Here is a 24,919-nt window from a genome sequence, read left to right as displayed (position 1 = left end):
GAGCCCCTGACGCCGGATTGGCGCCCATTCAAGCCCGATATCCAAGGTTCCATGAAGCCGCCGCGCAAGCTGCATATCAAGTCCTATGGCTGCCAAATGAACGTCTACGATGCGCAACGCATGGTGGATACGCTGGCGCCTGAAGGCTTCGTCGAGACCGACAGCGCCGAGGATGCGGATCTGGTGATCCTCAACACCTGCCACATCAGGGAAAAGGCTTCCGAAAAGGTCTACTCCGAACTTGGGCGGCTGCGGGTCGCGAAGGACGAGGCGGCGCGGAACGGGCGCGAGATGCGCATCGCGGTCGCCGGCTGCGTCGCGCAGGCCGAGGGCGAGGAGATCATTCGCCGCGCGCCAACGGTTGACGTCGTGGTCGGGCCGCAAAGCTACCATCATTTGCCGCAGCTATTGGCACGCGCCAAAAGCGAAGGCCGGGCGCTGGAAACCGAATTTCCGGTCGAGGACAAGTTCGGCTTCCTGCCGCAGCCGAAGCCGGACGCCATCCGCGCGCGCGGCATCTCCGCTTTCGTCACCGTGCAGGAAGGCTGCGACAAGTTCTGCACCTTCTGCGTGGTGCCCTATACGCGCGGCGCAGAAGTCTCGCGCCCGGTCGCCAAAATCGTCGACGACGTGAAGCGGCTCGCCGACAACGGCGTGCGCGAGATCACCCTGATCGGCCAGAACGTCAACGCCTATCACGGCGAAGGCCCTGATGGGCGGACCTGGCCGCTCGGCAAGCTGTTGCACCGCCTCGCGGAAATCGAGGGCATCGCGCGGCTGCGCTATTCGACCAGCCATCCCCGCGACGTCGAGGAGACGCTAATTGCAGCGCATCGCGACCTGGGCGCGCTGATGCCGTTCGTCCACCTTCCGGTGCAGTCCGGCTCCGACAGGATTCTGGCCGCCATGAACCGCAAGCATACCGCCGATGATTATCGGCGTGTCATCGATCGTTTCCGTACCGCCCGCCAAGATATTGCGTTTTCATCGGATTTCATCGTCGGCTTCCCAGGCGAAACCGAGGGAGAATTTGCCTCGACCCTCGCGCTTGTCATGCAAATCGGATACGCTGCGGCTTATTCGTTCAAATATTCGCCGCGGCCCGGCACGCCGGCGGCGGACATGCAGGAGACGGTGTCAGCGGCTGAAATGGACGAGCGATTGGTGCGGCTCCAGGAATTGATCGACACCCAGCAATCGGCCTTCAACCGGGCCATGATTGGTGAAACCGTCGACGTGCTGTTCGAACGCGCGGCCCGCAATCCCGGCCAGATCGTCGGCCGCACTGCTTACCTTCAGCCTGCGCATGTCTTTGCCTCGCCCGACATCATCGGACAGATCCTGCCGGTGAACATCGAGAGCCTCGAGCGCTACAGCCTGCTCGGCGAACTCGCCGGTCCCTCCGCGCGGCCTGCGCCATCGACGCTTTCCACCATGACCAATTCTTCTCAACAGACTCGGGGAGCCTGAACCCTTGCCAAAAAGCGCATCGGATTCACCTTCGCTCGCTCCCAGCCGCAAATTTGACCGCGACATGCAAGTTCCGCCCGAGACCCAGGTCGTCATCGACTTCGACGACAACCGCGCCGCTTCCGCCCTCGTCGGCCCCTACGGCCAGAACCTGGCGCTGGTCGAGCGGCGGCTCGGCGTCGTGGTCGATTCCCGCGGCAACCACATCACCATCGCTGGCACCCGCGATGGCTGCGACGCCGCGCGGCGCGTGCTGGAAACGCTCTATGCGCAGGCGCTGCAAGGCCACGATCTCTCGCAGGGCGAAGTCGAGGGCGCCATCCGCGCCGTGATCGCGCAGGGCTCGCTGTTCGAGTTCGACGCCAAGACTGCCAAGTCGACGTTCGAGACCATCAACCTGCGCAAGCGTCCGGTGCGGGCACGCACGGCGGCGCAGGATTCCTACATCCGTGCGCTGAAGCGCCACGAGATGGTGTTCGGCATCGGCCCGGCCGGAACCGGCAAGACCTGGCTCGCGGTGGCGCATGCCGCGCAGTTGTTCGAGCGCAAGGAAGTCGATCGCATCATCCTGACGCGGCCCGCGGTCGAGGCCGGCGAGCGGCTCGGCTTCCTGCCGGGCGACTTGCGCGAGAAGGTCGACCCTTACCTGAGACCGATCTACGACGCACTGTACGACCTGATGGATTCGCGGATCGTGGAGCGTGCGTTGCAGGCCGGCGAGATCGAGATCGCGCCGCTCGCCTTCATGCGCGGCCGCACGCTCACCAACGCCGTCATCATCCTCGACGAAGCGCAGAACACCACGTCGATGCAGATGAAGATGTTCCTGACCAGGCTCGGCGAGAACAGCCGCATGATCATCACCGGCGATCCCTCGCAGGTCGACCTGCCGAACGGGCAGGCGTCGGGGCTCGCCGAGGCCTGCAAGCTGCTCGACAACGTCGAGGGCATTGCGCAGGTGAAATTCACCGCGGAGGACGTCATCCGCCACGAACTGGTGGCGCGGATCGTCGCCGCCTATGAGGGATTGCCGCAGAAGCCGGCAACCGGAAAATCTTGACCGAAATATCCTCGGCCGTGGACCTGCCGCAGGCAGGCCGCGGCCGCAACCAGAACACTGTTATGCAAACCGCTGGAACGCTCGTGTCGTCCGCCCTTCCTCTCACCGAAGTTCTCGTCGTCGCCGAGTGCTGGCAGACCGAGCCGGATGCCGAGGCAGTGATCCATCGCGCCATCAACGCCGCAGCCGAATTCGCCGATGCCGATGTCGGCGAGGCGGAACTGGCGATCATGCTGACCGACGATTCAGGCATTCGCACGCTGAACAGCAACTGGCGCGGCATCGACAAGCCGACCAACGTGCTGTCGTTCCCGGCGCTGCAGCCGACCGGCGACGCGCCGGCGGACGCCCCGCGCATGCTCGGCGACATCGCTATCGCCTATGAAACCACGCGGAAAGAGGCCGATGACGAGGAAAAGCCGTTCGATCATCATCTCAGCCATCTCGCAGTCCACGGCTTCCTGCATCTGATCGGATACGACCACGAGAATGACGACGACGCCGAAGCCATGGAAAGTCTCGAACGGGAGATCCTCGCCCAGCTCGGCATTCCCGATCCGTATGCGGACCGGGAGCGGATGGACTGAAATGCCGGACTCCGACCCTATACAGGACAACCCGCGCGATACGCGCAATCTGCCGGTTCTGGTGCAGGAAGGCGAGGTACTGCGCCCCGCCGCCGATAACTGGCTGATGCGGGCGATCCGGACGCTCTTCGGCTGGAAGGCGGGATCGGTGCGCGCCGACCTTCAGGTCGTGCTCGATGCCTCGACGCCGGATGATGTCGGCTTTTCCGCCATCGAGCGCACCATGCTGCGCAACATCCTCGGCCTCAACGAGCGGCGGATCGCCGACGTCATGGTGCATCGCGCCGATATCGTCGCGGTCAAGCGTGACATTCCGCTCGGCGAGCTGATGAGCCTGTTCGAGAGCGCGGCGCATTCGCGCCTCGTGGTCTACAACGAAACGCTCGACGACCCCGAAGGCATCGTGCACATCCGTGACCTCCTGGCGTTCATGACCGCGAAGGCGCGCGTCGGCGAGACCGACAAGCCGAAGCGCAAGAAGCCGTTCCCCGCGGGCCTTGACCTGCGCGCCGTCAATCTCGCGATGCCGCTTGCCGAAGCAAACATCATCCGCAAGCTTCTCTATGTTCCGCCGTCGATGCGGGCGATCGACCTGCTGGCGCAGATGCAAGCCTCGCGCATCCATCTGGCGCTGGTGGTGGACGAATATGGCGGCACCGACGGGCTGGTGTCGATTGAGGACATCGTCGAGCAGATCGTCGGCGAGATCGACGACGAGCACGACAGCGACGAGCCGCCGGCGATCGTGCGACAGGGCGACAATGCGTTCATCGCGGACGCGCGTGCCAGCCTCGAGGATGCGCGCAAGATGATCGGTGAGGAATTCGTCACCGGCGAAGCCGGCGAGGAAGTCGAGACGCTGGGCGGCTATCTGGTGGCGCAGGTCGGCCGGCTGCCGGTGCGCGGCGAGGTGATCGCGGGCCCGGGCAATTTCGAGATCGAAGTGCTCGACGCCGACCCGCGGCGGGTCAAGCGGCTGCGGATCGGGATTCGGAAGGAACGTCCGACGCCGCGCACGGCGCGCGAGCGCAGCCGCCGCGAGAGCGCGCCCGACAGCAGCACACCGCAGGCCAACGACAACACGCCGCCGAGTTCCAGCGACGGAGCCGGCTCGCAGTGATGCCCTCAAGCAAATTCCGCGTGGCGGGACTCTCGATCATCCTCGCCTGGGGCTGGAAGCGCGCCGCGATCGCGCTGGTCGCGGGCGCGATGTCGGCGCTGGCGATGGCGCCGTTCAATGCCTGGCCGGTGCTGTTCATCACCTTTCCGGTTGCGGTCTGGCTGATCGACGGAGCCGCGGCCGGAAAATGGCGCGGTGTGCCGGCGGCGGCACTGTCAGGCTTCTGGTTCGGGCTCGGCTATTTCGTGCCCGGCCTCTACTGGACCGGCAATGCCTTCCTGGTCGATGCGCAGACCTTCGCCTGGCTGATGCCGTTCGCGGTGCTCGGCCTGCCGGCCTACCTGGCCCTGTTTCCCGCGCTCGGCTTCGCGCTGGCGCGGCTGATCTGGACGCGGGATATCTCGCGCGTGCTGGCGCTCGCGGTTGCCCTCACGGTCAGCGAATGGCTGCGCGGCTACCTGCTGTCGGGCTTCCCGTGGAATGCCTATGGCTACGCGCTGTCGGAGCCGCTCGCGCTGGCGCAGACGGCGTCGCTGATCGGGCTGTGGGGCATGACCTTCCTGGCCGTCGCGATCTTTGCCAGCCCGGCGGTACTGATCGACGGCACCTCGCGCGGCCGCAAGCCCTGGATCGCGCCGGTGGCGGCGCTGGTGCTGCTGGTGGCAATGGCGATTTACGGCGCCGTACGGCTGTCGCTGCAGCCGACGGCCCTGACCAACGTCAAACTGCGCATCATGCAGCCGAACCTGCAGCAGGACGTCAAATTCAATTACGGCGCCAAATCTGAAGTGATGCAGAAGTATCTGACGCTGTCCGACCGCGCCTCGGGGCCGCAATCCACCGGCGTGCGTGATGCGCAGATCCTGATCTGGCCGGAATCGGCTTTCCCCTTTTTCCTGACCCGCGAAGCCGACGCGATGGCGCAGATCGCCGAGCTCCTGCCCAAGGGCACGGTGCTGATCACCGGCTCCGTGCGCGCGCCCGACGGTCCGCCCGGCGCCCGCGTCTCCCGCGCCCACAACTCGATATATGTGATCGACCATGACGGTGGCGTGCTGTCGGTCTACGACAAGCTGCATCTGGTGCCGTTCGGCGAATATTTGCCGTTTCAGGAATGGATGGAAAAGCTCGGCTTCGTGCAACTGACGAAAGTGCACGGCGGCTTCATTCCCGGCACGCGGCGCCATGCGATGGAGATACCGAATGCACCGCGCGCGCTACCGCTGATTTGTTACGAGGCGATTTTTCCCGGAAATGTTGCGGCGCGTGATGATCGTCCCGGCTGGATCATCAACCTGACCAATGACGGTTGGTTCGGCAATTCGACCGGTCCCTACCAGCATCTGCAGCAGGCGCGGCTGCGTGCGATCGAAGAAGGGCTGCCGATGGTGCGTGCCGCCAACACCGGCATCTCGGCGGTGATCGATCCTTCCGGGCGGATTGTCGCACGCCTTGGCCTTGGCATCGAAGGCGTTTTGGATGCCAGCCTGCCGTCGGCGCTGTCGCCGACGATTTATGCTCGCTTTGGAGATATCCCGGCCGCCGTGATTGTGGCCGTTGCCCTGATGCTCGTCATCAGACGCCGCGCAGCAAAGCACGCTGCCTGAGATTTCCGCAGCGCAGTTTTGTCACTGGTTTACTAAAAACGCTGCGTGTGCGGTTCCACCAGTTGACAGACAGCCTGCAATTCGCTTTCTGCGGTTGCAAGCCAAAAACAACAACCAGTCACTTCCGTTGCTCAGATCGTCCGCAATTCTACCCGATCCTCCGAGCAGGATATGACGGTAACGGCGCGCCTGAGGCATGACTCTTCCACTGCCTCAATCCCGGCGCGCCATCCCAGGAGCGATGCAGATGTCTACCAAAGCGCCCAATCCGGTTGACAAGTATGTCGGCAGCCGCGTCCGGATGCGCCGCATCATGCTGGGAATGAGCCAGGAAAAACTGGGCGAAGCGCTCGGTCTCACCTTCCAGCAGGTTCAGAAATACGAGAAAGGCACCAACCGGGTCGGCGCCAGCCGCCTGCAGCAAATCTCTGAAATTCTGCAGGTACCAGTGTCGTTTCTGTTCGACGGCGGACCGAGCGGCGCAGCCAATGGTGAGGGTTTCGGCGACGGCGCCTCCCCAGCCTATGTGTCCGATTTCCTCGCAACATCAGAGGGTCTCGCGCTGACGCGCGCGTTCACGCGCATCGACGATTCCAAAATGCGGCGCTCGATCGTCGAGCTGGTCGAGCAGATCGCCTCGCGCAACGGCCCCGACCCGCGCTGACTTCAGCTCGCACCGGTTTGAAAATTTCGTATTCTGGAATATGCCTCATTTCTCGATCGGCAATTGCACATCGGGAAATGACGCCGTATCGGATACGACATGACGACATCCAATCCTTTCGACGCCACGCCGATCCTCGAAGGCATCCGCCGCTGGGTCGAGATCGAAACCCCCACCGAAGCATCCGAGCAGGTCAACAAGCTCGCCGACCTCGTCACAGAGGGTTATCGCGGCCTGCCCGCGACCGTGGAGCGGATCGCCGGGCACTCCGGCTGCGGCGACCATCTGGTGGCGCGCTCGTCATGGGGGCAGGACGAGCCGGGCATCCTGGTGCTGAGCCATCTCGATACGGTGCACCCAATGGGCTTCATCGAGCGCCTGCCGTTCCGCATCGCGGGCGACAGCGCGTTCGGTCCGGGCATCTACGACATGAAGGGCGGCGCCTATCTCGCCTACCATGCGTTCCGGCAGATCTGCGCCGACGGCGCCCGGCCGCCGCTCGGCATCACCCAGCTCTATGTCTCGGATGAAGAGATCGGTAGCCCGACCTCGCGCGCGCTGATCGAGGCCGAGGGACGCAAGGCGAAATATGTGCTGGTCACCGAACCGGCGCGCGACGGCGGCAAGATCGTCACCGGGCGCAAGGGCGTCGGACGCTTCGAGGTGTTCATCAAGGGCGTGCCCTCGCATGCCGGCACGAGGCCGCAGGACGGCCGCAGCGCCATCCACGAACTCGGCAATGTCATTCAAACGCTGGAGGCGATGAACGATCATGCGCGCGGCATCAGCGTCAATGTCGGCGTTATCAGAGGCGGCACCAAGCCGAACGTGGTCGCGGAAGAAGCCTATGCCGAGGTCGACACGCGCGTGCCGACGATCGCCGATTCCGAAGAGCTCGTTGCAAAAATCCTCAATCTGAAATCGCGCACCGAAGGCGTCACCGTCAAGGTAACAGGCGAGTTGAACCGCCCGCCTTATGAAAAGAGCAATGCCGGAGCGGCGCTTTACGAGCACGCCAAAACGATCGCGGCGGAGATCGGCTTCGACCTGGTCGATACCTCGACCGGCGGCGGCTCCGACGGCAATTTCACCGCGCCGCATACCGCAACCCTCGACGGGCTCGGCGTCGACGGCCAGGGCGCCCATACCCATTACGAGCAGATGTACATTTCCTCGATCGAGCCGAGGGCGCGGCTGTTGTATCGCCTGTACCAGACGCTGCGATGATGACCGCACCGCGCGATATTGGCGACGGCGGCGCGCCGCCGGATGACGGCGCGTCGGCACATGCGCGCGGCTCGTTCTTCGGCCGCCGCAAGGGCCACAAGCTTCGCATCCATCAGGCCGACCTGATCGATAATCTCTTGCCGCACCTGGCGCTCGATATCGCAACGCCAGCGCCCGCGCGGCTTGCTGATCTCTTCGATGGCGGCACCGATGACGTCCGGCTCGAAATCGGCTTCGGCGGTGGCGAGCATCTGATCGCGGAAGCGCAGGCCTATCCGAACATCGGATTCATCGGCTGCGAGCCCTATGTCAACGGCATGGCGAAAATCCTGACGCAGATTGAGGCGCATAATCTGCGCAACATCCGCCTCTATGCCGGCGACGCCGCCGAATTGCTGGCCTGGGCGCCGCCGCGTTCGCTGGCGCGGATCGACCTGATCCATCCCGATCCCTGGCCGAAGCGCCGGCACTGGAAGCGCCGCTTCGTGCAGGACGCTACCGTCAACACAATGGCGCGCATCCTAAGCGACGGCGGCGAGTTTCGTTTCGTCAGCGACATCGACGATTACTGCGCCTGGACGCTGGCGCATCTGATGCGCTCGCCGGATTTTCTCTGGACCGCCGAGCGCGCCGCCGACTGGCAACAGCCGTGGGACGCCTACACCATGACGCGCTACGGCCGCAAAGCCGAGCGCGAGGGACGGGTGGCGGCGTATTTGAGGTTTCGGAGAGTGAGCTGAGCTATATGCTCGTCATGCCCGGGCTTGTCCCGGGCATCCACGTCTTACAGGTGGTGCGGCGGAAAAGACGTGGATGGCCGGGACAAGCCCGGCCATGACGGAGAGAGCTAGCTCGTCCCTTTCGCCATCCGCGCCTTACGCGCGTCCGTCGCTTCCCACACCATGCGTTTGCCGCGTTCGCGACCGAGCAGCTCGATCGGATCGTGATTGTCGATGTGGCCGAACTGCCCCTTGTAGACGCTGTAGCCGCATAGCTCCTGCAGACGGCGCGGGAAGCGTTTGGCGGTTTCCCGGGGAATGCCGAGCTGCAGATTTTCCTGCTGGCGCATCCAGCCCCAGCAATAGGCGCAGGAGAAGGCGAAGCGCCGCTCATCCGAGTTGTTGGCGCCGCCGCCGTGCCACAGCGCGCTGTCGAACAGCATCACGCTGCCGGCCTTCATCGTCGCGGTCACCGCGCATAGTCCTGGCCGTATTCCGGCGAGGAATCATATTTGTGGCTGCCGGGTATGATCCGCGTCGCGCCGTTATCGTCGCGGAAATCCGACAGCGCCCAGATCGCATTGATGGTGATCGGAATGTGCGGGCGCGGCAACGGGATCAGTTGCGTGTCTTCGTGGATCGGCTGCGCCTCCTGTCCCGGTCCCAGCACCAGCGAGCAGAACGAGGACAAAAGACACTCCCTGTCCAGCACGTGCTCGACCACCGGCAGCACGTTCTCGTGCAACGGCACCTCCCAGAACAGGTCGTCATAGGTGAGGAGATTGTTGATGCGGACGGTCTTGAAGCCTTCGAACGAGGTTTTGGCAGGGCCGAGCTGATGCTCGCGCTCGATGCGCTCCAGCGTTGTGACCAAGCCTTCGACCAGTTCGGGACTTGCCGCGCCTTCAATGACGGTGAAACCGTCGTCGTGGATCCTGTTGGCATGGGCTTGAACCTGAACGTCCGTCATGTCGCGCCCCCCGGAATGACGCCGTATCGCGCCTTGACGTGAAGGATAGCGCGCCGTTTCGGGGTTTGGGAGGTATTTCCGCTGACGCCGTCATTGCCTACGACAAACGCGAAGCGTTTGCGCAAGGGAGCGCAAGCGACGAAGCAATCCATCTATCCCCGAGCGGAGAGATGGATTGCTTCGCGGAGCCTGTCATCGGGCGCGCATTCGCGCGACCCGTTGGCTCGCAATGACGAGGAGAGACCGATTACCGCGTCTTCCAGAACTCGACGACGCGCTGGGCGGTCGTGGGCATCAGGCGCACATAATTCACGCGCGCGTTTTCGATGTCGGCCGGCGATGGCGTTTTCGTCGGGCCGAGCCGAAGGATGATCAGCGCGCGCACCGTGGCCCATTCGAGGTCCATGGATTTTCCGGCGATCAGGATCGGATCGTAGCGTTCGCCGCTGATCAGGCGATCGAGGGTTTCGATCTTGACGCCGGTCATCGCCGACAGCGCGGCGATCGACTCCTCGTATTTGAAGGCCCTGGCAAAGTTGAGCAATGCGCCCTCGCCGAGCATGCCCTCACGGTGGAGTTTGAGCACGGTGCGCTGTGCCGGCAGGAAGTCGCGCCGCTCCTCGCGTTCGGACGGGGCGGTGATGGCAACCATCGCCTGCTTGATGTCGGCCTGCCGCTCGGGCTTGACGACCTGGAACAGGCGGCGGCGAATGACGTCGATGGAGCCGGAGAGCAGCTCCTTCAATTGTTCGGAAGACAGGTCGTCGCGCTGGCCAAGCTTGATCGTCAGCACGCCATCCTGGCCGGCCCGCCTGATCAGCGTCGAGTATCCATCTGACGAAAACGCTGCGCCCGCATTGCCGGCAGCGCGCCTGACCACGGCGCGGTCGCCGCGGGCGATCATGACATCGGTAAGATCGGCCGAAAGCGCGGGACGCTCCGCCATCGCCAGCAGATGACCCTGGCCCTTCATGGAGGCAATTTCGAGCAGCATCTTTTCGTCGATGACCGGCGAGTGGCGCAGCAACGGACCTGCGACGGCAATTTCATCTTCATGGGCAAGCTGGCCGACCAGACCACGCGGCGCATTCGCCAGCGTCGACAGGCGCTCGGCCAGTTCGGCGCGCGCCTCGATCTCGGCATGCGGGACGAGGCTGGTCAGGACACCATCGAACAGATCGACATGATCGGCGCGGAAGCTCGCCGCACCCTGCAGGAACAGCTCGCTGATACGGCGCATGGCATCGGCGCGGCGCTTGGGGTCGCCACGACTGACGATGTCGTCGAGTTCCGGAATCAGCGATGGTGAAATAGTCATAAACCCCGTCCAAACCGGCCAAATTGGCTGATTTTCGGGAAATCTAGGCAGCGTTTGTGAATGAAGGGTTAGATTATTGCCCACCTCTCAAAGCTTGGCAAAATCGGACTTAACGGGATCGCGGGCCTTGTCGGATTGCGGAAAAACCGCTATATCCGCGGCAACTTATGGATCTCATACGATCGCGTATTGAGAGTGGGCCCCCCGGGACCCGCTCTTTTTTATTACCTGAACCTGCCCTGCCCAGAATGGACATCAGGGGCGGCTCAGGGAACCGGCCGGACCTCCGGTTAGGCCCGACCTAAACCCATGCAAGTAAGACGCTTTTGACCCTGGACATGACCGATCCAACTGCTGTTCCCGAGGATGCCGACCTCCTGGCCGAGCCCCGTCTCGTCGTCGAGCCGGGCGTAGCGGCGCGGGTGTCGGCAGTGGCCTCCCCGGTGCTGCAGGGAATGGGCTACCGGCTGGTCCGGATCAGGATTTCCGGCGAGGCCGGCTGCACGGTGCAGATCATGGCCGAGCGGCCTGATGGTACGATGCAGATTGAGGATTGCGAGGCGATCTCGCGGGCGCTGTCGCCGGTGCTCGACGTCGCCGATCCGATCGACCGCGCCTACCGGCTGGAGATATCCTCGCCGGGCATCGACCGCCCGCTGGTGCGCCGTTCCGATTTCGAACGGTTTGGCGGACATCTCGTTAAGATCGAAATGGCTGTCGCCCATCAGGGCCGCAAGCGTTTCCGTGGTACGCTGGCCGGCGTCGAAGGCGATGCCGTGCGCCTACATCGGGATGACACACGCGCGGACGAAGATGCCGACGTGCTGCTGGTGATGGAAGACATCTCCGATGCACGGCTTGTTTTGACCGACGAATTGATTGCGGAATCGATGCGACGCGGCAAGCAGGCCGAGCGCGAACTCAAACAGAATCTCGGGCTGGCGCCGCCACCTCCGCCGCACGCGAAGAAGAGCGATCCGGCCCGGAGCAACAAACCGAAGGCGAAGTCCGGCAAGAAGCCGGAGCCGACGAATACCAAGAGACACCGCCTCGCCGCAGAAAGACTGCGCAGGGGCGAGACCGATCCTACCGAAGGAGACTAGGCCATGGCAGTCAGTGCCAACAAACTCGAGCTGCTGCAGATCGCCGACGCGGTCGCCCGCGAAAAGTCGATCGACCGCGGCATCGTGATCGCCGCGATGGAGGACGCCATCGCCAAGGCGGCCCGCGCCCGTTACGGCAGCGAGACCGACGTTCACGCCGAGATCGACGCCAAGAAGGGCGAGCTCAGGCTGTCGCGCCACATGCTGGTCGTCGAGCAGGTCGAGAACTCCTCGAACCAGATTTCGCTGGCGGACGCGCAGCGCGCCAATCCGGGCGCGCAGGTCGGCGACACCATCGCCGATACGCTACCGCCGCTGGAGTACGGCCGCATCGCCGCGCAATCCGCCAAGCAGGTGATCGTGCAGAAGGTGCGCGAGGCCGAGCGCGACCGGCAGTACCAGGAATTCAAGGACCGCATCGGCGACATCGTCAACGGCGTCGTCAAGCGCGTCGAATATGGCAGCGTGATAGTCGATCTCGGCCGCGGTGAAGCCATCATCCGCCGCGACGAGATGCTGCCGCGCGAAGTGTTCCGCAACGGCGACCGCGTTCGCGCCTACATCTTCGATGTCCGCCGCGAAACCCGTGGCCCGCAGATCTTCCTCTCCCGCACCCATCCGCAATTCATGGCAAAGCTGTTCGCGCAGGAAGTGCCTGAGATCTATGACGGCATCGTCGAGATCAAGGCGGTGGCCCGCGATCCCGGCTCGCGCGCGAAAATCGGCGTGATTTCCCGGGATTCCTCGGTGGATCCGGTCGGCGCCTGCGTCGGTATGCGCGGCTCGCGCGTGCAGGCGGTGGTGAACGAGCTGCAGGGCGAGAAGATCGACATCATTCCATGGTCGCCCGACATCGCGACTTTCGTCGTCAACGCGCTGGCGCCCGCCGAAGTCGCCAAGGTCGTGATCGACGAGGACCGCGAGCGGATCGAGGTCGTGGTTCCAGACACCAACAACCAGCTCTCGCTGGCGATCGGCCGGCGCGGACAGAACGTGCGCCTCGCCTCGCAACTGACCGGCTGGGACATCGACATCCTCACCGAGCAGGAAGAATCCGAACGCCGCCAGGCCGATTTCGAGAACTCCACGCGGGTGTTCATGGAAGCGCTGAACGTCGACGAGGTCGTCGGCCAGCTATTGGCGTCGGAAGGCTTCACCTCGGTCGAGGAACTCGCACTGGTCGATGTCAAGGAACTGGCCGGTATCGAAGGCTTCGACGAGGAAACAGCCAATGAGCTGCAGAGCCGGGCAAGGGAATATCTCGAACAGCTCGAGACAGAGCTGGAAAACAAGCGCAAGGAGCTCGGTGTGGATGATGCATTGAAGACGGTGCCCGGTGTTACCTCGAAGATGCTGGTGAAGTTCGGCGAGAACGACATCAAGTCGGTCGAGGATCTGGCGGGCTGTGCGACCGACGATCTGGTCGGCTGGACCGAGCGCAAGGAAGGCGGCGAGCCGACCAAGCATGCCGGCATTCTCGACGCCAACGAAATCTCCCGCGACGATGCCGAGCGCATGATCATGCAGGCGCGCGTCATTGCCGGCTGGATCACCGAGGCCGAACTCGCCAAGCAGACCGAGGCGGCCCAGGCTGCCGAAGACCAGACGGCGTAATGCGGGTGTTCCGCAAAACCGAAACTCTTTGCTGCGCGCCGACCGTGCGCAGATGACAGGGACCGTTCAACAGGCATGCTGGCTTTGGCTGACCCCGATCTCGACCATGGGCCGCGGACCGACAAGTCCGCGACCATGCGGATGTGCGCGGTCAGCCGCGAGGTGCGCGGCATCGACGAGCTGATCCGCTTCGTGGTCGCCCCCTCCGGCGACGTCGTTCCCGATCTGAAACGCAAGCTGCCCGGCCGCGGCCTCTGGGTATCGGCCTCGCGCCGGACGGTTGCGGAAGCGGTCCGGCGTCACCAATTTAGCCGAGGGTTCAAGCGCGACGTCCGGGTCGCGGCCACCCTTCCCGCCGATACCGAGGCCCTGCTGGAACGAAGCTGCACCGAGGCGCTGGCCATGGCGGCCAAGGCCGGTCAGGTCATTTCCGGCTTTGCCAAGGTCCAGGGCCTGCTCGAACAGGGCAGGGCTGATGTGCTGATTCACGCTTCCGACGGCGCGGCCGACGGAATCCGCAAATTGGACGCGATCGCCGGGCAAAGGGGCCGAAATGTCGGCGAATCGCGGGATTTGCCGGTTGTGACTGCTTTAACCTCGGCACAATTGGATTTGGCACTGGGCCGGTCAAATGTGATACATGCTGCGCTGCTCGCGGGCCCGGCGAGCAAAACGTTCCTGTCGCGCTGCCAGATCCTGGTTCGATACCGGACGGACGATGACGACAAGACCGGGGATGGCGGCCAGAAATTCTGACGACGACGATTGGTTCCGAAGACCCTGCTGCAATGACGGTGCGGAAAACGCACCATGCTAACGAGATTAGGACTGCTGAATGGTTGATACCAAAACGCCTGGCGACAAGACTTTGAGTGTTCCGACCAAGACCTTGACGCTGAAGCCGCGGGTCGAGACGGGCACCGTGCGCCAGAGCTTCAGCCATGGCCGGACCAAGCAGGTCGTGGTCGAAAAGCGTGGCAAGCGCCGCGTCGGCGGCGATGCGCCCGCCACGGAAACGCATGCGCCGGAGCCGGTCGTCGCCAAGGCGGCGCCCGCGGCAAAGCCCCCGCTCGGCCGCCCCGCGGCAGCGCCCGGTGGCGCGCCGCGCTCGGGTTCGGGCGTGGTGCTGCGGACGCTGACGGAAGACGAGCGTTCCGCCCGCGCCAGCGCGCTGGCCGACGCCAAGGTGCGTGAAGTCGAGGAACGGCGCCTGGCCGAGGAAGAGGCCAAGCGCCGCGCCAGCCGCGAAGGCATCGAGCAGGCCGAGCGCGAGGCCGCCGAAGCCCGCCGCAAGGCCGAGGAAGAGCGGCATCGCCAGGAAGAGGAAGCCAAGCGCAAGGCCGAAGTGGAGGCCAAGAAGCGATTTGGCGAGGCCGAGGCCAAGCCCGCGGCGCCGGCGGCACCCGCCGCCGCAGCGCGACCTGCTGCCGCCGCCGCCCGACCGGCTGCCGCACGCCCGGCTGGCGCCCGTCCCGCTGCAGCGACACCGGCTGCGCGCACGCCCGTCGCCGCCGATGGTTCCGACGAGGACGAAGGTCCGCGTCAGGTTCGGCGCGGCCCTGGCGGCGCCATGCGCCCCGCAGCGCCCCCCAAGACCACCCACAAGCCCGGACCGCAGAAGGAACGCGGCCGCCTGACGGTGGTCACCGCGCTCAATGACGATGTGCGCGAGCGCTCGATCGCCTCGTTCCGCCGCCGTACCCAGCGTCTGAAGGGCCACGCCTCCAACGAGCCAAAGGAAAAGCTGATCCGCGAGGTCACGATTCCAGAAGCCATCACCATCCAGGAACTCGCCAACCGCATGTCGGAGCGCGCGGTCGACGTCATCCGCCTGCTGATGAAGCAGGGCGCGATGCACAAGATCACCGACGTGATCGATGCCGACACGGCGCAACTGATCGCCGAGGAATTGGGTCATACCGTCAAGCGCGTCGCCGCGTCCGACGTGGAAGAGGGCCTGTTCGACATCGTCGACGACACCACCGATACCGAGCCGCGCTCGCCTGTCGTCACCGTGATGGGCCATGTCGACCACGGCAAGACATCGCTGCTCGACGCGCTGCGCCATGCCAACGTGGTGTCGGGCGAAGCCGGCGGCATCACCCAGCATATCGGCGCCTACCAGGTGACCTCGCCGGAAAGCGGCAAGAAGATCACCTTCATCGACACCCCCGGCCACGCCGCGTTCACCGCGATGCGCGCCCGCGGCGCCAAGGTCACCGACATCGTGATCCTGGTGGTTGCGGCCGATGACGGCGTCATGCCGCAGACGGTGGAAGCGATCAACCACGCCAAGGCGGCGAAGGTGCCGATGATCGTGGCGATCAACAAGATCGACAAGCCCGACTCCAAGCCGGAGCGCGTGCGCACCGAACTGCTGCAGCACGAGGTCCAGGTCGAATCGTTCGGCGGTGAAGTCGTCGACGTCGAAGTCTCCGCCAAGAACAAGACCAATCTCGACAAGCTGCTGGAGATGATCGCGCTGCAGGCCGAACTGCTCGACCTCAAGACCAATTCGGAACGGCCCGCCGAAGGCACCGTGATCGAAGCCAAGCTCGATCGCGGCCGCGGTCCGGTCGCCACCGTGCTGGTCCAGCGCGGCACGCTGCGCGTCGGCGACATCATCGTGGCCGGCGCCGAGATGGGCCGCGTCCGCGCACTGATCTCGGATCAGGGCGAGAACATCGACGAGGCCGGACCTTCGGTCCCGGTCGAGGTGCTCGGTTTCAACGGCCCGCCGGAAGCCGGCGACCGCCTTGCTGTCGTCGAGAACGAAGCCCGCGCCCGCCAGGTCACGAGCTACCGCGCCCACCAGAAGCGCGAGAACGCCGCCGCGTCGATTTCCGGCATGCGCGGCTCGCTCGAGCAGATGATGTCGCAGCTCAAGACTGCGGGCCGCAAGGAATTCCCGCTGATCGTGAAGGCCGATGTGCAGGGCTCGCTCGAGGCGATTTTGGGATCGCTGGAAAAGCTCGGCACCGAGGAAGTTGCCGCGCGCATCCTGCATGCCGGCGTCGGCGGCATCTCCGAATCCGACGTCACGCTGGCGGAAGGCTTCAATGCCGCGATCATCGGCTTCTCGGTGCGCGCCAACAAGGAAGCCGCCGCAGCCGCCAAGCGCAACGGCATCGAGATCCGCTACTACAACATCATCTACGATCTCGTCGACGACATCAAAAAGGCGATGTCCGGCCTGCTTGCGCCGACGCTGCGCGAAACCATGCTGGGGAATGCGCAGATCCTGGAAGTGTTCAACATTTCCAAGGTCGGCAAGGTCGCCGGCTGCCGCGTCACCGACGGCACCGTGGAGCGCGGCGCCAATGTTCGCCTGATCCGCGACAACGTCGTGGTGCACGAGGGCAAGCTCTCGACGCTGAAGCGCTTCAAGGATGAAGTAAAGGAAGTGCAATCCGGCCAGGAATGCGGCATGGCGTTCGAGAATTACGGCGACATGCGTGTCGGCGACGTCATCGAGTGTTATCGCGTGGAGACGATCCAGCGCTCTCTGTAAGTCCAAACCTTGCGAAGAGCTTCGGATTTTATTGACTGAAAATGTGGCGTCATGGCCGGACTTGTTCCGGCCATCCACGTCCTGATCCTGATTAAACAAGCAAGACGTGATGCCCGCGAGACGCGCGGGCTTGACGGCTATGAGAGACTCTAATGCCCCGTCACCACAACAAGGGTTCCGCTCCCGGCGGCTCGCAGCGACAATTGCGCGTCGGCGAGACCGTGCGCCATGCCCTCGCCGATATTCTGTCGCAGGGTAACGTTCACGACCCCGACCTCGAAGGCCACATCATCACCGTTCCCGAGGTGAGGATGTCACCCGACCTGAAGCTCGCGACGATTTACGTGATGCCGCTCGGCGGCCGCGATACCGACATCGTGCTCGCGGCGCTCGATCGCAACAAGAAATTCCTGCGCGGCGAGATCGCTCACCGCGTTAACTTAAAATTTTCCCCTGAGCTCCGCTTTCGCGTCGACGAACGATTCGACGAAGCGGAACGGATCGAGAAATTACTGAGAACACCTGCGGTGCAACGAGACCTCGCACCCGATTCGGACGACAAGTGATGACGATGCCCTCCGCCAACCGCGCGATCGCGCAGCAAACTGCCGATTCGCAGGGCGCTAAAAAAAATATTTTTTCAGGTGAGCCGCGCGACGAGCGCTGCGCTGGCGACGACGAACGTCGCGCCGGCGACGACGAACGTCGCGCTGGCGACGACGAACGCCGCACCAATAACGATCCGCGCCAGAAGCAGCCGCGCCAGAACAATCAGCCCCGACGCGACAAGCGCGACGTCCATGGCTGGGTCATTCTCGACAAGCCGATCGGCATGACCTCGACGCATGCGGTTGCCGTGCTCAAGCGCCTGTTCCAGGCCAAGCGCGCCGGCCATGCCGGCACGCTCGATCCGCTGGCCTCCGGCGGCTTGCCGATCGCGCTCGGCGAGGCCACCAAGACCGTTCCGTTCGTGATGGACGGCCGCAAGCGCTACCGCTTCACGGTCGCCTGGGGCGAGGAGCGCGATACCGACGATACCGAGGGGCGGGTTGTCAGGACCAGCGAACTCAGGCCATCGGCTGAGGCGATACGGGCCCTGCTGCCGCAGTTCACCGGCCTGATCGAGCAGATCCCACCGCAATATTCAGCGATCAAGGTCCAGGGCGAGCGGGCCTATGATCTGGCGCGGGACGGCGAAACCGTCGAATTGAAGCCCCGGCCGGTCGAAATTCACGAATTAACCCTTGTAGAACATGGAGATAACGGCCAGTCCGTGTTCGAGGCCGAGTGCGGCAAGGGAACCTATGTCCGGGCGCTGGCCCGCGATATCGGCCGGATTCTGGGCTGTTTCGGCCATATCTGCGCGTTGCGGCGGACGTTGGTCGGCCCATTCCGCGAGACGGACATGATTCCGCTGGAAGAGTTGGAGGCTTTATGCAATAGAGCCGCGTCTGGCGAGGGAAGCCTCGCCGACGCGCTTTTGCCCGTTGAGACCGCGCTGGACGACATCCCGGCACTGGCCGTCACACGGGCTGATGCGGCAAGGCTCCACAGGGGCCAGGCCGTTTTGTTGCGCGGACGGGATGCGCCCAATAGTAGCGGCACAGTCTATGTCACGGTGGCAGGCCGTCTTCTGGCCCTCGCCGAAATTGGCAATGGCGAACTCATCCCCAAGCGCGTGTTCAACCTGACCGGGCTGACTGCCAGCCCCGGTCGCAGCAATGAGAGAGTTTGACGATGTCGATTACCGCCGAACGCAAAGCGGAAGTCATCAAGACGAATGCCACCAAAGCCGGCGACACCGGCTCGCCCGAGGTCCAGGTTGCGATCCTTTCGGAACGCATCAACAATCTCACGGGCCACTTCAAGACCCACGTGAAGGACAATCATTCACGCCGCGGCCTGCTGAAGCTCGTGTCGACGCGCCGCTCCCTTCTCGACTACATCAAGAAGAAGGACGAGGCGCGTTACAAGGCATTGCTCGAAAAGCATAACATTCGTCGTTGATTTGAGAGTACGCGCGCAGATTGCGCGCGTTTTCGCATGATTTCCCGAAGAAAACGGACTCCGATTGTTGGAGACGATCATGCGCAAGGAGCATCATCCGACAAGGATCGTGCTCGACAAACGCCCAGCAGCAATCCGGCCGCTGGGCAGGGCAAGGTGCCCGTGACTGCCGAGAGGATGGACGCCATCCGAAAGATAAAGACCATGGCAGGATCGCCAGATGCTGATCTCGCAAAAGCGACCAGGATCTCGCCGTCTTGCGCATGGTCTTTGTGTTTTTGGGCTCCGCGCTCTCGTGAACCCATGAAAGAAGACCACTATGTTCAATAAGCATTCCGTCGAGATCGACTGGGGTGGACGTCCCCTCAAGCTGGAAACCGGCAAGATCGCCCGTCAGGCCGACGGCGCCGTGATCGCCACCTATGGCGAGACCGTTGTGCTCGCCACCGTCGTCGCTGCGAAAGCGCCGCGTGAAGGCGTCGACTTCCTGCCGCTGACCGTCGACTATCAGGAAAAGACCTATGCCGCGGGCCGCATTCCCGGCGGCTATTTCAAGCGCGAGGGCCGTCCGACCGAAAAGGAGACGCTGGTCTCCCGCCTGATCGACCGCCCGATCCGTCCGCTGTTCGCCGACGGCTGGCGCAATGAAACCCAGGTCATCGTCACCGTGCTCTCGCACGACATGGAGAACGATCCCGACGTGCTGTCGATGGTTGCCGCGTCCGCAGCGCTGACCCTTTCGGGCGCCCCGTTCAAGGGGCCGATCGGTGCGGCACGCGTCGCCTTCAGCAACGACGAATACATCCTCAACCCGACGCTCGACGAGATGACCGACACGCAGCTCGAGCTCGTCGTCGCCGGCACGACCGACGCGGTGCTGATGGTCGAGTCCGAAGCCAAGGAGCTTTCGGAAGAGATCATGCTCGGCGCCGTCATGTTCGGCCATCGCCACTTCCAGCCGGTGATCAAGGCGATCATCGAACTGGCCGAGAAGGCCGCCAAGGATCCGCGCGAGGTCACCACCATCGACAACAGCGCGATCGAGAAGGAAATGCTCGGCCTGATCGAGCAGGAGCTGCGCACGGCCTACGCGATCCCGATCAAGCAGGACCGCTACGCGGCGGTCGGCGCCGCCAAGGAAAAGGTGATCGCGCACTACTTCCCGGAAGGGCAGGAGCCGAAATACGACAAGCTGCGCATCGCCGGCGTGTTCAAGGAGCTCGAAGCCAAGATCGTTCGCTGGAACATCCTCGACACCGGCAAGCGTATCGACGGCCGCGACGTCAAGACGGTGCGCAACATCGTCGCTGAAGTCGGCGTCTTGCCCCGCGCCCACGGTTCGGCACTGTTCACCCGCGGTGAGACCCAGGCGATGGTCGTGACCACGCTCGGCACCGGCGAGGACGAGCAGTATATCGACGCGCTGTCGGGAACGTACAAAGAGACGTTCCTGCTGCACTACAACTTCCCGCCCTACTCGGTCGGCGAAACCGGACGCCTCGGCGGCACCAAGCGCCGCGAGGTCGGCCACGGCAAGCTCGCCTGGCGCGCCATCCACCCCGTACTGCCGCCGCACCACGAATTCCCCTACACGGTGCGCGTGGTCTCCGAGATCACCGAATCCAATGGCTCGTCGTCGATGGCCTCGGTGTGCGGCGCCTCGCTGGCGCTGATGGATGCGGGCGTACCGTTGAAGCGGCCGACCGCGGGCATCGCGATGGGCCTCATTCTGGAAGGTTCGCGCTTTGCGGTGCTGTCAGACATTCTCGGCGACGAGGATCATCTCGGCGACATGGACTTCAAGGTGGCCGGCACCGACCAGGGCATCACCTCGCTGCAGATGGACATCAAGATCGAGGGCATCACCGAGGAGATCATGAAGGTCGCCCTCGGCCAGGCCAGGGAAGGACGCATCCACATCCTCGGCGAAATGGCCAAGGCGCTCACCAACGCCCGCGCCGAACTCGGCGAATACGCGCCGCGCATCGAGACCTTCAAGATCGCGACCGACAAGATCCGTGAAGTGATCGGCACCGGCGGCAAGGTGATCCGCGAGATCGTCGAGAAGACCGGCGCCAAGGTCAACATCGAGGACGACGGCACCGTCAAGGTCGCCTCCAACGACGGCGAGGCGATGAAGGCTGCGATCAAGTGGATCAAGTCAATCGCCTCCGATCCGGAGATCGGCCAGATCTACGACGGCACCGTGGTCAAGGTGATGGAGTTCGGCGCGTTCGTGAACTTCTTCGGCGCCAAGGACGGTCTCGTCCACATCAGCCAGCTCGCTTCGGCACGCGTGCAGAAGACCTCCGACGTCGTCAAGGAAGGCGACAAGGTCAAGGTCAAGCTGCTCGGCTTCGACGACCGCGGCAAGACCAGGCTGTCGATGAAGGTGGTCGACCAGACCACCGGCGAGGACCTTGAGGCCAAGCAGAAGGCGGAAGCCCAGGCGCCGCGCGAAGCGGCCGGCGAGTAAGGCATCGCTGGAATGTGACAAAGGGCGGCTGAAAGGCCGCCCTTTTTTGTTGTCTGGCTGCGTTACATTGGGAGTATTGAGGAACCTGTGCGATTCCGCCGCAGGCTCGCGAGGCTAAAAACGAAACCCGATCCCGATGGCCGACCGTAACTTGCCGCGCAGCGGCGTACGGCCTCCCCGTTCAAAGGTACTCATCTCAGTCACCCATAGGTTAAGGAGAATTCGATGTCATTCATGTCCCGGCGCCAACTGATGTTTGCCGCAACCGGTGTTGCCGCCATGGCGGCGGCCCCGCGCATCGTTTTCGCGCAGGCCGCAGCGCCCGCCCCGGCAGCCCCGACCGGTCCCTTCACGCTGCCGCCGCTTACCTATCCGGCCAACGCGTTCGAACCGCACATCGACGCCAAGACGATGGAAATCCATCACGACCGCCACCACGCGGCCTATGTCACCAATATGAACAACGCCGCCAAGACCAATCCGCGGTTGGGAACGGCGAAGATCGAGGACGTACTCGGTAATTTGAATGCGCTGGACGACAGCATCAAGTTCACCGTCCGCAACAATCTCGGTGGCCATGCCAACCACACCATGTTCTGGCAGATCATGGGCCCGAACGGCGGCAAGCCGGAAGGCGAGGTGCTGGCGGCGATCGATCGCGATCTCGGCGGCATGGAAAAATTCCAGAACGATTTTAACGCCGCCGGCGGACGACAATTCGGCTCCGGCTGGGTGTTCGTGACCGTGAGCAAGGACGGCAAGCTCGCGATCGAGACCCGACCGAACCAGGACAGCCCGTTGATGGACGGCAAGCGCGCGCTGATGGGCAACGACGTCTGGGAGCACGCCTATTATCTGAACTACCAGAACCGCCGCGCCGATTATCTCAAGGCGTGGTGGAATACGGTGAACTGGGCCAAGATCGCCGAACGTTATGCCGCGGCGAAGGCAGGTACGCTCGGCGTGTAAGTGCGCATGAGATCGGGAAGCTGATAGTAACCTCGGACGAGATCGCAACCGAACATTCAGTTGTCATCGCCCGGCCTTGTGCGCAATTGCGCACTGGGACCGGGCGACCCAGTATTCCAGCGACAGAAGTGATTAAACCGAGAAGCCGCGGCGTACTGGATCCCGCATGCGCGGGGATGATGGTGGTGTGTTACGCCGCAATGACATATGAAAAGGGCGGCCTCTCGGCCGCCCTTTTGTTTTTTCCGGATCGCTCTCGACAGGATCAGGCGACCTCGAACCGATCGAGGTTCATCACCTTGGTCCACGCCGCCACGAAATCCTTGGCGAACTTCTCCTTCGCGTCAGCGGAGGCGTACACCTCCGCAAAGGCGCGGAGCTGCGCGTGCGAACCGAAGATCAGATCGACGCGGGTGCCGGTCCACTTGACCGCATTGGTCTTGCGATCGCGGCCTTCATAGGTGCCATCAGAGCCGGCAGGCTGCCACTGCGTGCTCATGTCGAGCAGGTTGACGAAGAAGTCGTTCGTCAGCGTGCCCGGCTTTTTGGTGAACACGCCATGCTTGGACCCGGCGGCATTGGCGCCGAGGACGCGCAGGCCACCGACCAGAGCCGTCAGTTCGGGACCCGTCAACTGCAGCAATTGCGCCCGGTCCACCAACGCCCCCTCGGGCGACATGAACTGATGCTTCTTGCTGTTGACATAGTTGCGGAAGCCGTCGGCACGCGGCTCGAGCGGCGCAAAGGACTCGACATCGGTCTGGTCCTGCGACGCATCCGCGCGACCCGGCGTGAAGGGCACCTTCACGTCCAGCCCGGCGTCCTTGGCGGCTTTCTCTACCGCCGCAACACCGCCGAGAACGATCAGGTCGGCAAGCGAGACCTTCTTGCCGAACTCCTTCTGGATCGCTTCGAGCTTCGAGAGCACCGTCTTGAGCTCGGCCGGCTGGTTTACCTCCCAGTCCTTCTGCGGGCTGAGGCGGATACGCGCGCCGTTGGCGCCGCCGCGCTTGTCGGAGCCACGGAACGTCGATGCCGACGCCCATGCGGCCGAGACAAGCTGGGACACCGACAGGCCGGAGCCGAGAATCTTCGTCTTCAGCGCGGCGATGTCCTGCTCGCCGATGACAGGATGATCCACGGCCGGGATCGGGTCCTGCCAGATCAGCGTTTCCTTCGGCACCAGCGGGCCGAGGTAGCGCGCGATCGGGCCCATGTCGCGGTGCGTGAGCTTGAACCAGGCCCGCGCGAACGCATCCGCAAACTGATCCGGATGCTCGTAGAAGCGCCGCGAGATCTTCTCATAGGCCGGGTCGAAGCGCAGCGACAGGTCGGTGGTCAGCATGGTCGGCACATGCTTCTTCGACTTGTCGTAGGCGTCCGGGATCGAGGCTTCGCCGCCTTTCGCCTTCCATTGCTGGGCGCCGGCCGGGCTCTTCGTCAGCTCCCATTCGTTTTCGAACAGGTTCTTGAAGAACAGATTGCTCCACTTCGTCGGCGTCTGCGTCCAGGTGACTTCCGGGCCGCCGGTGATGGCGTCGGCGCCGACGCCGGTGCCATACTTGCTCTTCCAGCCAAGGCCCTGGTCTTCGAGCGCACCGCTTTCCGGGTCCGCTCCCACCAGCGACGGATCGCCGGCGCCGTGGGTCTTGCCGAAGGAATGGCCGCCGGCGATGAGGGCAACGGTTTCTTCGTCGTTCATCGCCATGCGGAAGAAGGTTTCGCGGATGTCCTTGGCCGCCGCGAGCGGGTCCGGCTTGCCGTTCGGCCCTTCCGGATTGACGTAGATCAGGCCCATCTGCACGGCGCCGAGCGGCTCCGCGAGCTGGCGTTCGCCGCTATAGCGTTCGTCGCCGAGCCAGGTGCCCTCAGGACCCCAGAACAGCTCCTCCGGCTCCCAGACGTCGGCGCGGCCACCCGCAAAACCAAACGTCTTGAAGCCCATCGATTCCAGCGCGACGTTGCCGGCAAGAATCATCAAATCGGCCCATGAAATCTTCTGACCGTATTTCTGCTTGATCGGCCAGAGCAGCCGGCGCGCCTTGTCGAGGTTGGCGTTGTCAGGCCAGCTATTCAGCGGCGCAAACCGCTGCTGACCCGCGCCGGCGCCGCCGCGGCCGTCGGTGATGCGGTAGGTGCCCGCGCTGTGCCAGGCCATGCGGATCATCAGGCCGCCATAGTGACCGAAGTCGGCCGGCCACCATTCCTGCGAGTCCGTCATCAACGCGTGCAGGTCCTTGATCACGGCGTTGAGGTCGAGCGTCTTGAATTCCTTGGCGTAGTCGAATGCTTCCCCCATCGGATCGGACAGGGTCGAATTGCGGTGCAGGACCGATACGTCCAGCGCGTCCGGCCACCAGTCGCGGTTCGTGCGCGCGCGATTGCCGCCCGAGAACGGGCATTTGGTTTTGTCGTCCATGATTGTCTCCTGATGGTCCTTCCAGTCTGGAATTGGAAGCAATCTAAGCGCCGGCCTCCATCAGGTGAAGTTGATTTT

The 24,919-nt window shown here is 63.9% G+C and carries 21 protein-coding genes; 17 read left to right on the top strand and 4 right to left on the bottom strand.

All coding sequences use genetic code 11. From position 1 onward, the window contains the following. Window positions 1-51: 51 nt before the first annotated feature. The 8 genes from miaB to trmB all read left to right on the top strand — a co-directional run bounded on the left by miaB (window position 52) and on the right by trmB (window position 8,475). Window positions 52-1,470 carry a tRNA (N6-isopentenyl adenosine(37)-C2)-methylthiotransferase MiaB gene (gene miaB, locus LMTR21_RS00910; RefSeq protein WP_065752518.1) on the top strand — a complete coding sequence of 473 codons (1,419 nt, stop codon included), beginning with the start codon at window positions 52-54 and terminating at the stop codon, window positions 1,468-1,470. Window positions 1,471-1,474: 4 nt separating this feature from the next. After that, entirely contained in the window at window positions 1,475-2,530 is a 1,056-nt protein-coding gene (locus tag LMTR21_RS00905) for a PhoH family protein (protein WP_084030568.1), read from the top strand. 62 nt (window positions 2,531-2,592) lie between these two features. After that, a complete protein-coding gene (ybeY, locus tag LMTR21_RS00900; protein WP_065752536.1) occupies window positions 2,593-3,117 on the top strand; it encodes an rRNA maturation RNase YbeY in 525 nt (174 codons plus the stop codon). 1 nt (window position 3,118) lies between these two features. Further along, the gene (locus LMTR21_RS00895) at window positions 3,119-4,237 is read left to right on the top strand and encodes a hemolysin family protein (RefSeq protein WP_065752516.1); all 1,119 of its coding nucleotides are present in this window, start codon (window positions 3,119-3,121) and stop codon (window positions 4,235-4,237) included. Further along, the gene (lnt, locus tag LMTR21_RS00890) at window positions 4,237-5,844 is read left to right on the top strand and encodes an apolipoprotein N-acyltransferase (RefSeq protein ID WP_141688258.1); all 1,608 of its coding nucleotides are present in this window, start codon (window positions 4,237-4,239) and stop codon (window positions 5,842-5,844) included. Before LMTR21_RS00895 ends, lnt begins: the two co-directional genes overlap by 1 nt. Window positions 5,845-6,091: 247 nt before the next feature. Further along, entirely contained in the window at window positions 6,092-6,508 is a 417-nt protein-coding gene (locus LMTR21_RS00885; protein ID WP_057862822.1) for a helix-turn-helix domain-containing protein, read from the top strand. 99 nt (window positions 6,509-6,607) lie between these two features. Beyond that, the gene (locus LMTR21_RS00880) at window positions 6,608-7,735 is read left to right on the top strand and encodes a M20 family metallopeptidase (protein ID WP_065752514.1); all 1,128 of its coding nucleotides are present in this window, start codon (window positions 6,608-6,610) and stop codon (window positions 7,733-7,735) included. Continuing rightward, complete coding sequence (gene trmB / locus LMTR21_RS00875) at window positions 7,735-8,475, top strand: tRNA (guanosine(46)-N7)-methyltransferase TrmB (protein WP_430642515.1); 741 nt, start codon at window positions 7,735-7,737, stop codon at window positions 8,473-8,475. Before LMTR21_RS00880 ends, trmB begins: the two co-directional genes overlap by 1 nt. 107 nt (window positions 8,476-8,582) lie before the next feature. Here the strand turns inward: trmB and LMTR21_RS41420 are convergent, their stop codons facing one another. The 3 genes from LMTR21_RS41420 to LMTR21_RS00865 all read right to left on the bottom strand — a co-directional run bounded on the left by LMTR21_RS41420 (window position 8,583) and on the right by LMTR21_RS00865 (window position 10,742). Further along, window positions 8,583-8,927 carry a phytanoyl-CoA dioxygenase family protein gene (locus LMTR21_RS41420; protein ID WP_283813538.1) on the bottom strand — a complete coding sequence of 115 codons (345 nt, stop codon included), beginning with the start codon at window positions 8,925-8,927 and terminating at the stop codon, window positions 8,583-8,585. Then, the gene (locus tag LMTR21_RS41415) at window positions 8,924-9,424 is read right to left on the bottom strand and encodes a phytanoyl-CoA dioxygenase family protein (RefSeq protein WP_283813537.1); all 501 of its coding nucleotides are present in this window, start codon (window positions 9,422-9,424) and stop codon (window positions 8,924-8,926) included. The genes LMTR21_RS41420 and LMTR21_RS41415 overlap by 4 nt, the downstream gene beginning before the upstream one ends. 247 nt (window positions 9,425-9,671) lie before the next feature. Continuing rightward, window positions 9,672-10,742, bottom strand: coding sequence for a DUF2336 domain-containing protein (locus LMTR21_RS00865; protein WP_065752512.1), 1,071 nt, complete (start codon window positions 10,740-10,742; stop codon window positions 9,672-9,674). Window positions 10,743-11,080: 338 nt separating this feature from the next. On the opposite strand from LMTR21_RS00865, the gene rimP reads away from it, so the two are divergent. From rimP to LMTR21_RS00820, 9 genes are all read left to right on the top strand, one after another. Further along, entirely contained in the window at window positions 11,081-11,845 is a 765-nt protein-coding gene (rimP, locus tag LMTR21_RS00860; protein ID WP_065752511.1) for a ribosome maturation factor RimP, read from the top strand. A 3-nt stretch (window positions 11,846-11,848) separates the two neighbouring features. After that, window positions 11,849-13,459 carry a transcription termination factor NusA gene (gene nusA, locus LMTR21_RS00855; protein WP_065752510.1) on the top strand — a complete coding sequence of 537 codons (1,611 nt, stop codon included), beginning with the start codon at window positions 11,849-11,851 and terminating at the stop codon, window positions 13,457-13,459. Window positions 13,460-13,534: 75 nt separating this feature from the next. After that, a complete protein-coding gene (locus LMTR21_RS00850; RefSeq protein WP_065752509.1) occupies window positions 13,535-14,215 on the top strand; it encodes an RNA-binding protein in 681 nt (226 codons plus the stop codon). A 79-nt stretch (window positions 14,216-14,294) separates the two neighbouring features. Next, on the top strand, window positions 14,295-16,970 hold the full coding sequence (gene infB, locus LMTR21_RS00845) for a translation initiation factor IF-2 (RefSeq protein WP_065752508.1): 2,676 nt from the start codon (window positions 14,295-14,297) through the stop codon (window positions 16,968-16,970). A gap of 152 nt (window positions 16,971-17,122) precedes the next feature. Next, entirely contained in the window at window positions 17,123-17,536 is a 414-nt protein-coding gene (gene rbfA / locus LMTR21_RS00840) for a 30S ribosome-binding factor RbfA (RefSeq protein WP_065752507.1), read from the top strand. Continuing rightward, window positions 17,536-18,705, top strand: coding sequence for a tRNA pseudouridine(55) synthase TruB (truB, locus tag LMTR21_RS00835; protein WP_141688254.1), 1,170 nt, complete (start codon window positions 17,536-17,538; stop codon window positions 18,703-18,705). The genes rbfA and truB overlap by 1 nt, the downstream gene beginning before the upstream one ends. Window positions 18,706-18,707: 2 nt before the next feature. Beyond that, complete coding sequence (gene rpsO / locus LMTR21_RS00830; protein ID WP_028347859.1) at window positions 18,708-18,977, top strand: 30S ribosomal protein S15; 270 nt, start codon at window positions 18,708-18,710, stop codon at window positions 18,975-18,977. Window positions 18,978-19,296: 319 nt separating this feature from the next. After that, window positions 19,297-21,453: a polyribonucleotide nucleotidyltransferase gene (gene pnp, locus LMTR21_RS00825; protein WP_065752506.1), complete on the top strand. Its 2,157-nt coding sequence runs from the start codon at window positions 19,297-19,299 to the stop codon at window positions 21,451-21,453. A gap of 225 nt (window positions 21,454-21,678) precedes the next feature. Further along, complete coding sequence (locus LMTR21_RS00820; RefSeq protein WP_065752505.1) at window positions 21,679-22,422, top strand: superoxide dismutase; 744 nt, start codon at window positions 21,679-21,681, stop codon at window positions 22,420-22,422. Window positions 22,423-22,687: 265 nt separating this feature from the next. Here the strand turns inward: LMTR21_RS00820 and katG are convergent, their stop codons facing one another. Beyond that, window positions 22,688-24,841 carry a catalase/peroxidase HPI gene (katG, locus tag LMTR21_RS00815; protein WP_065752504.1) on the bottom strand — a complete coding sequence of 718 codons (2,154 nt, stop codon included), beginning with the start codon at window positions 24,839-24,841 and terminating at the stop codon, window positions 22,688-22,690. Window positions 24,842-24,919: the final 78 nt, after the last annotated feature.

This window comes from Bradyrhizobium paxllaeri, assembly GCF_001693515.2.
GTDB classification, from domain to species: Bacteria; Pseudomonadota; Alphaproteobacteria; order Rhizobiales; family Xanthobacteraceae; genus Bradyrhizobium; species Bradyrhizobium paxllaeri.
Note: the sequence above shows the minus strand (reverse complement) of the source record. Positions and strands in the feature narration are given on the sequence as shown.

Coding starts and splice junctions, on each gene's coding strand:
- miaB (WP_065752518.1), top strand. CDS start 52: ATGAAGCCGCCGCGCAAGCTGCATATCAAGTCCTATGGCTGCCAAATG.
- ybeY (WP_065752536.1), top strand. CDS start 2,593: ATGCAAACCGCTGGAACGCTCGTGTCGTCCGCCCTTCCTCTCACCGAA.
- LMTR21_RS00895 (WP_065752516.1), top strand. CDS start 3,119: ATGCCGGACTCCGACCCTATACAGGACAACCCGCGCGATACGCGCAAT.
- lnt (WP_141688258.1), top strand. CDS start 4,237: ATGCCCTCAAGCAAATTCCGCGTGGCGGGACTCTCGATCATCCTCGCC.
- LMTR21_RS00885 (WP_057862822.1), top strand. CDS start 6,092: ATGTCTACCAAAGCGCCCAATCCGGTTGACAAGTATGTCGGCAGCCGC.
- LMTR21_RS00880 (WP_065752514.1), top strand. CDS start 6,608: ATGACGACATCCAATCCTTTCGACGCCACGCCGATCCTCGAAGGCATC.
- trmB (WP_430642515.1), top strand. CDS start 7,735: ATGACCGCACCGCGCGATATTGGCGACGGCGGCGCGCCGCCGGATGAC.
- LMTR21_RS41415 (WP_283813537.1), bottom strand. CDS start 9,424: ATGACGGACGTTCAGGTTCAAGCCCATGCCAACAGGATCCACGACGAC.
- LMTR21_RS00865 (WP_065752512.1), bottom strand. CDS start 10,742: ATGACTATTTCACCATCGCTGATTCCGGAACTCGACGACATCGTCAGT.
- rimP (WP_065752511.1), top strand. CDS start 11,081: ATGACCGATCCAACTGCTGTTCCCGAGGATGCCGACCTCCTGGCCGAG.
- nusA (WP_065752510.1), top strand. CDS start 11,849: ATGGCAGTCAGTGCCAACAAACTCGAGCTGCTGCAGATCGCCGACGCG.
- LMTR21_RS00850 (WP_065752509.1), top strand. CDS start 13,535: ATGCTGGCTTTGGCTGACCCCGATCTCGACCATGGGCCGCGGACCGAC.
- infB (WP_065752508.1), top strand. CDS start 14,295: ATGGTTGATACCAAAACGCCTGGCGACAAGACTTTGAGTGTTCCGACC.
- rbfA (WP_065752507.1), top strand. CDS start 17,123: ATGCCCCGTCACCACAACAAGGGTTCCGCTCCCGGCGGCTCGCAGCGA.
- truB (WP_141688254.1), top strand. CDS start 17,536: ATGACGATGCCCTCCGCCAACCGCGCGATCGCGCAGCAAACTGCCGAT.
- rpsO (WP_028347859.1), top strand. CDS start 18,708: ATGTCGATTACCGCCGAACGCAAAGCGGAAGTCATCAAGACGAATGCC.
- pnp (WP_065752506.1), top strand. CDS start 19,297: ATGTTCAATAAGCATTCCGTCGAGATCGACTGGGGTGGACGTCCCCTC.
- LMTR21_RS00820 (WP_065752505.1), top strand. CDS start 21,679: ATGTCATTCATGTCCCGGCGCCAACTGATGTTTGCCGCAACCGGTGTT.
- katG (WP_065752504.1), bottom strand. CDS start 24,841: ATGGACGACAAAACCAAATGCCCGTTCTCGGGCGGCAATCGCGCGCGC.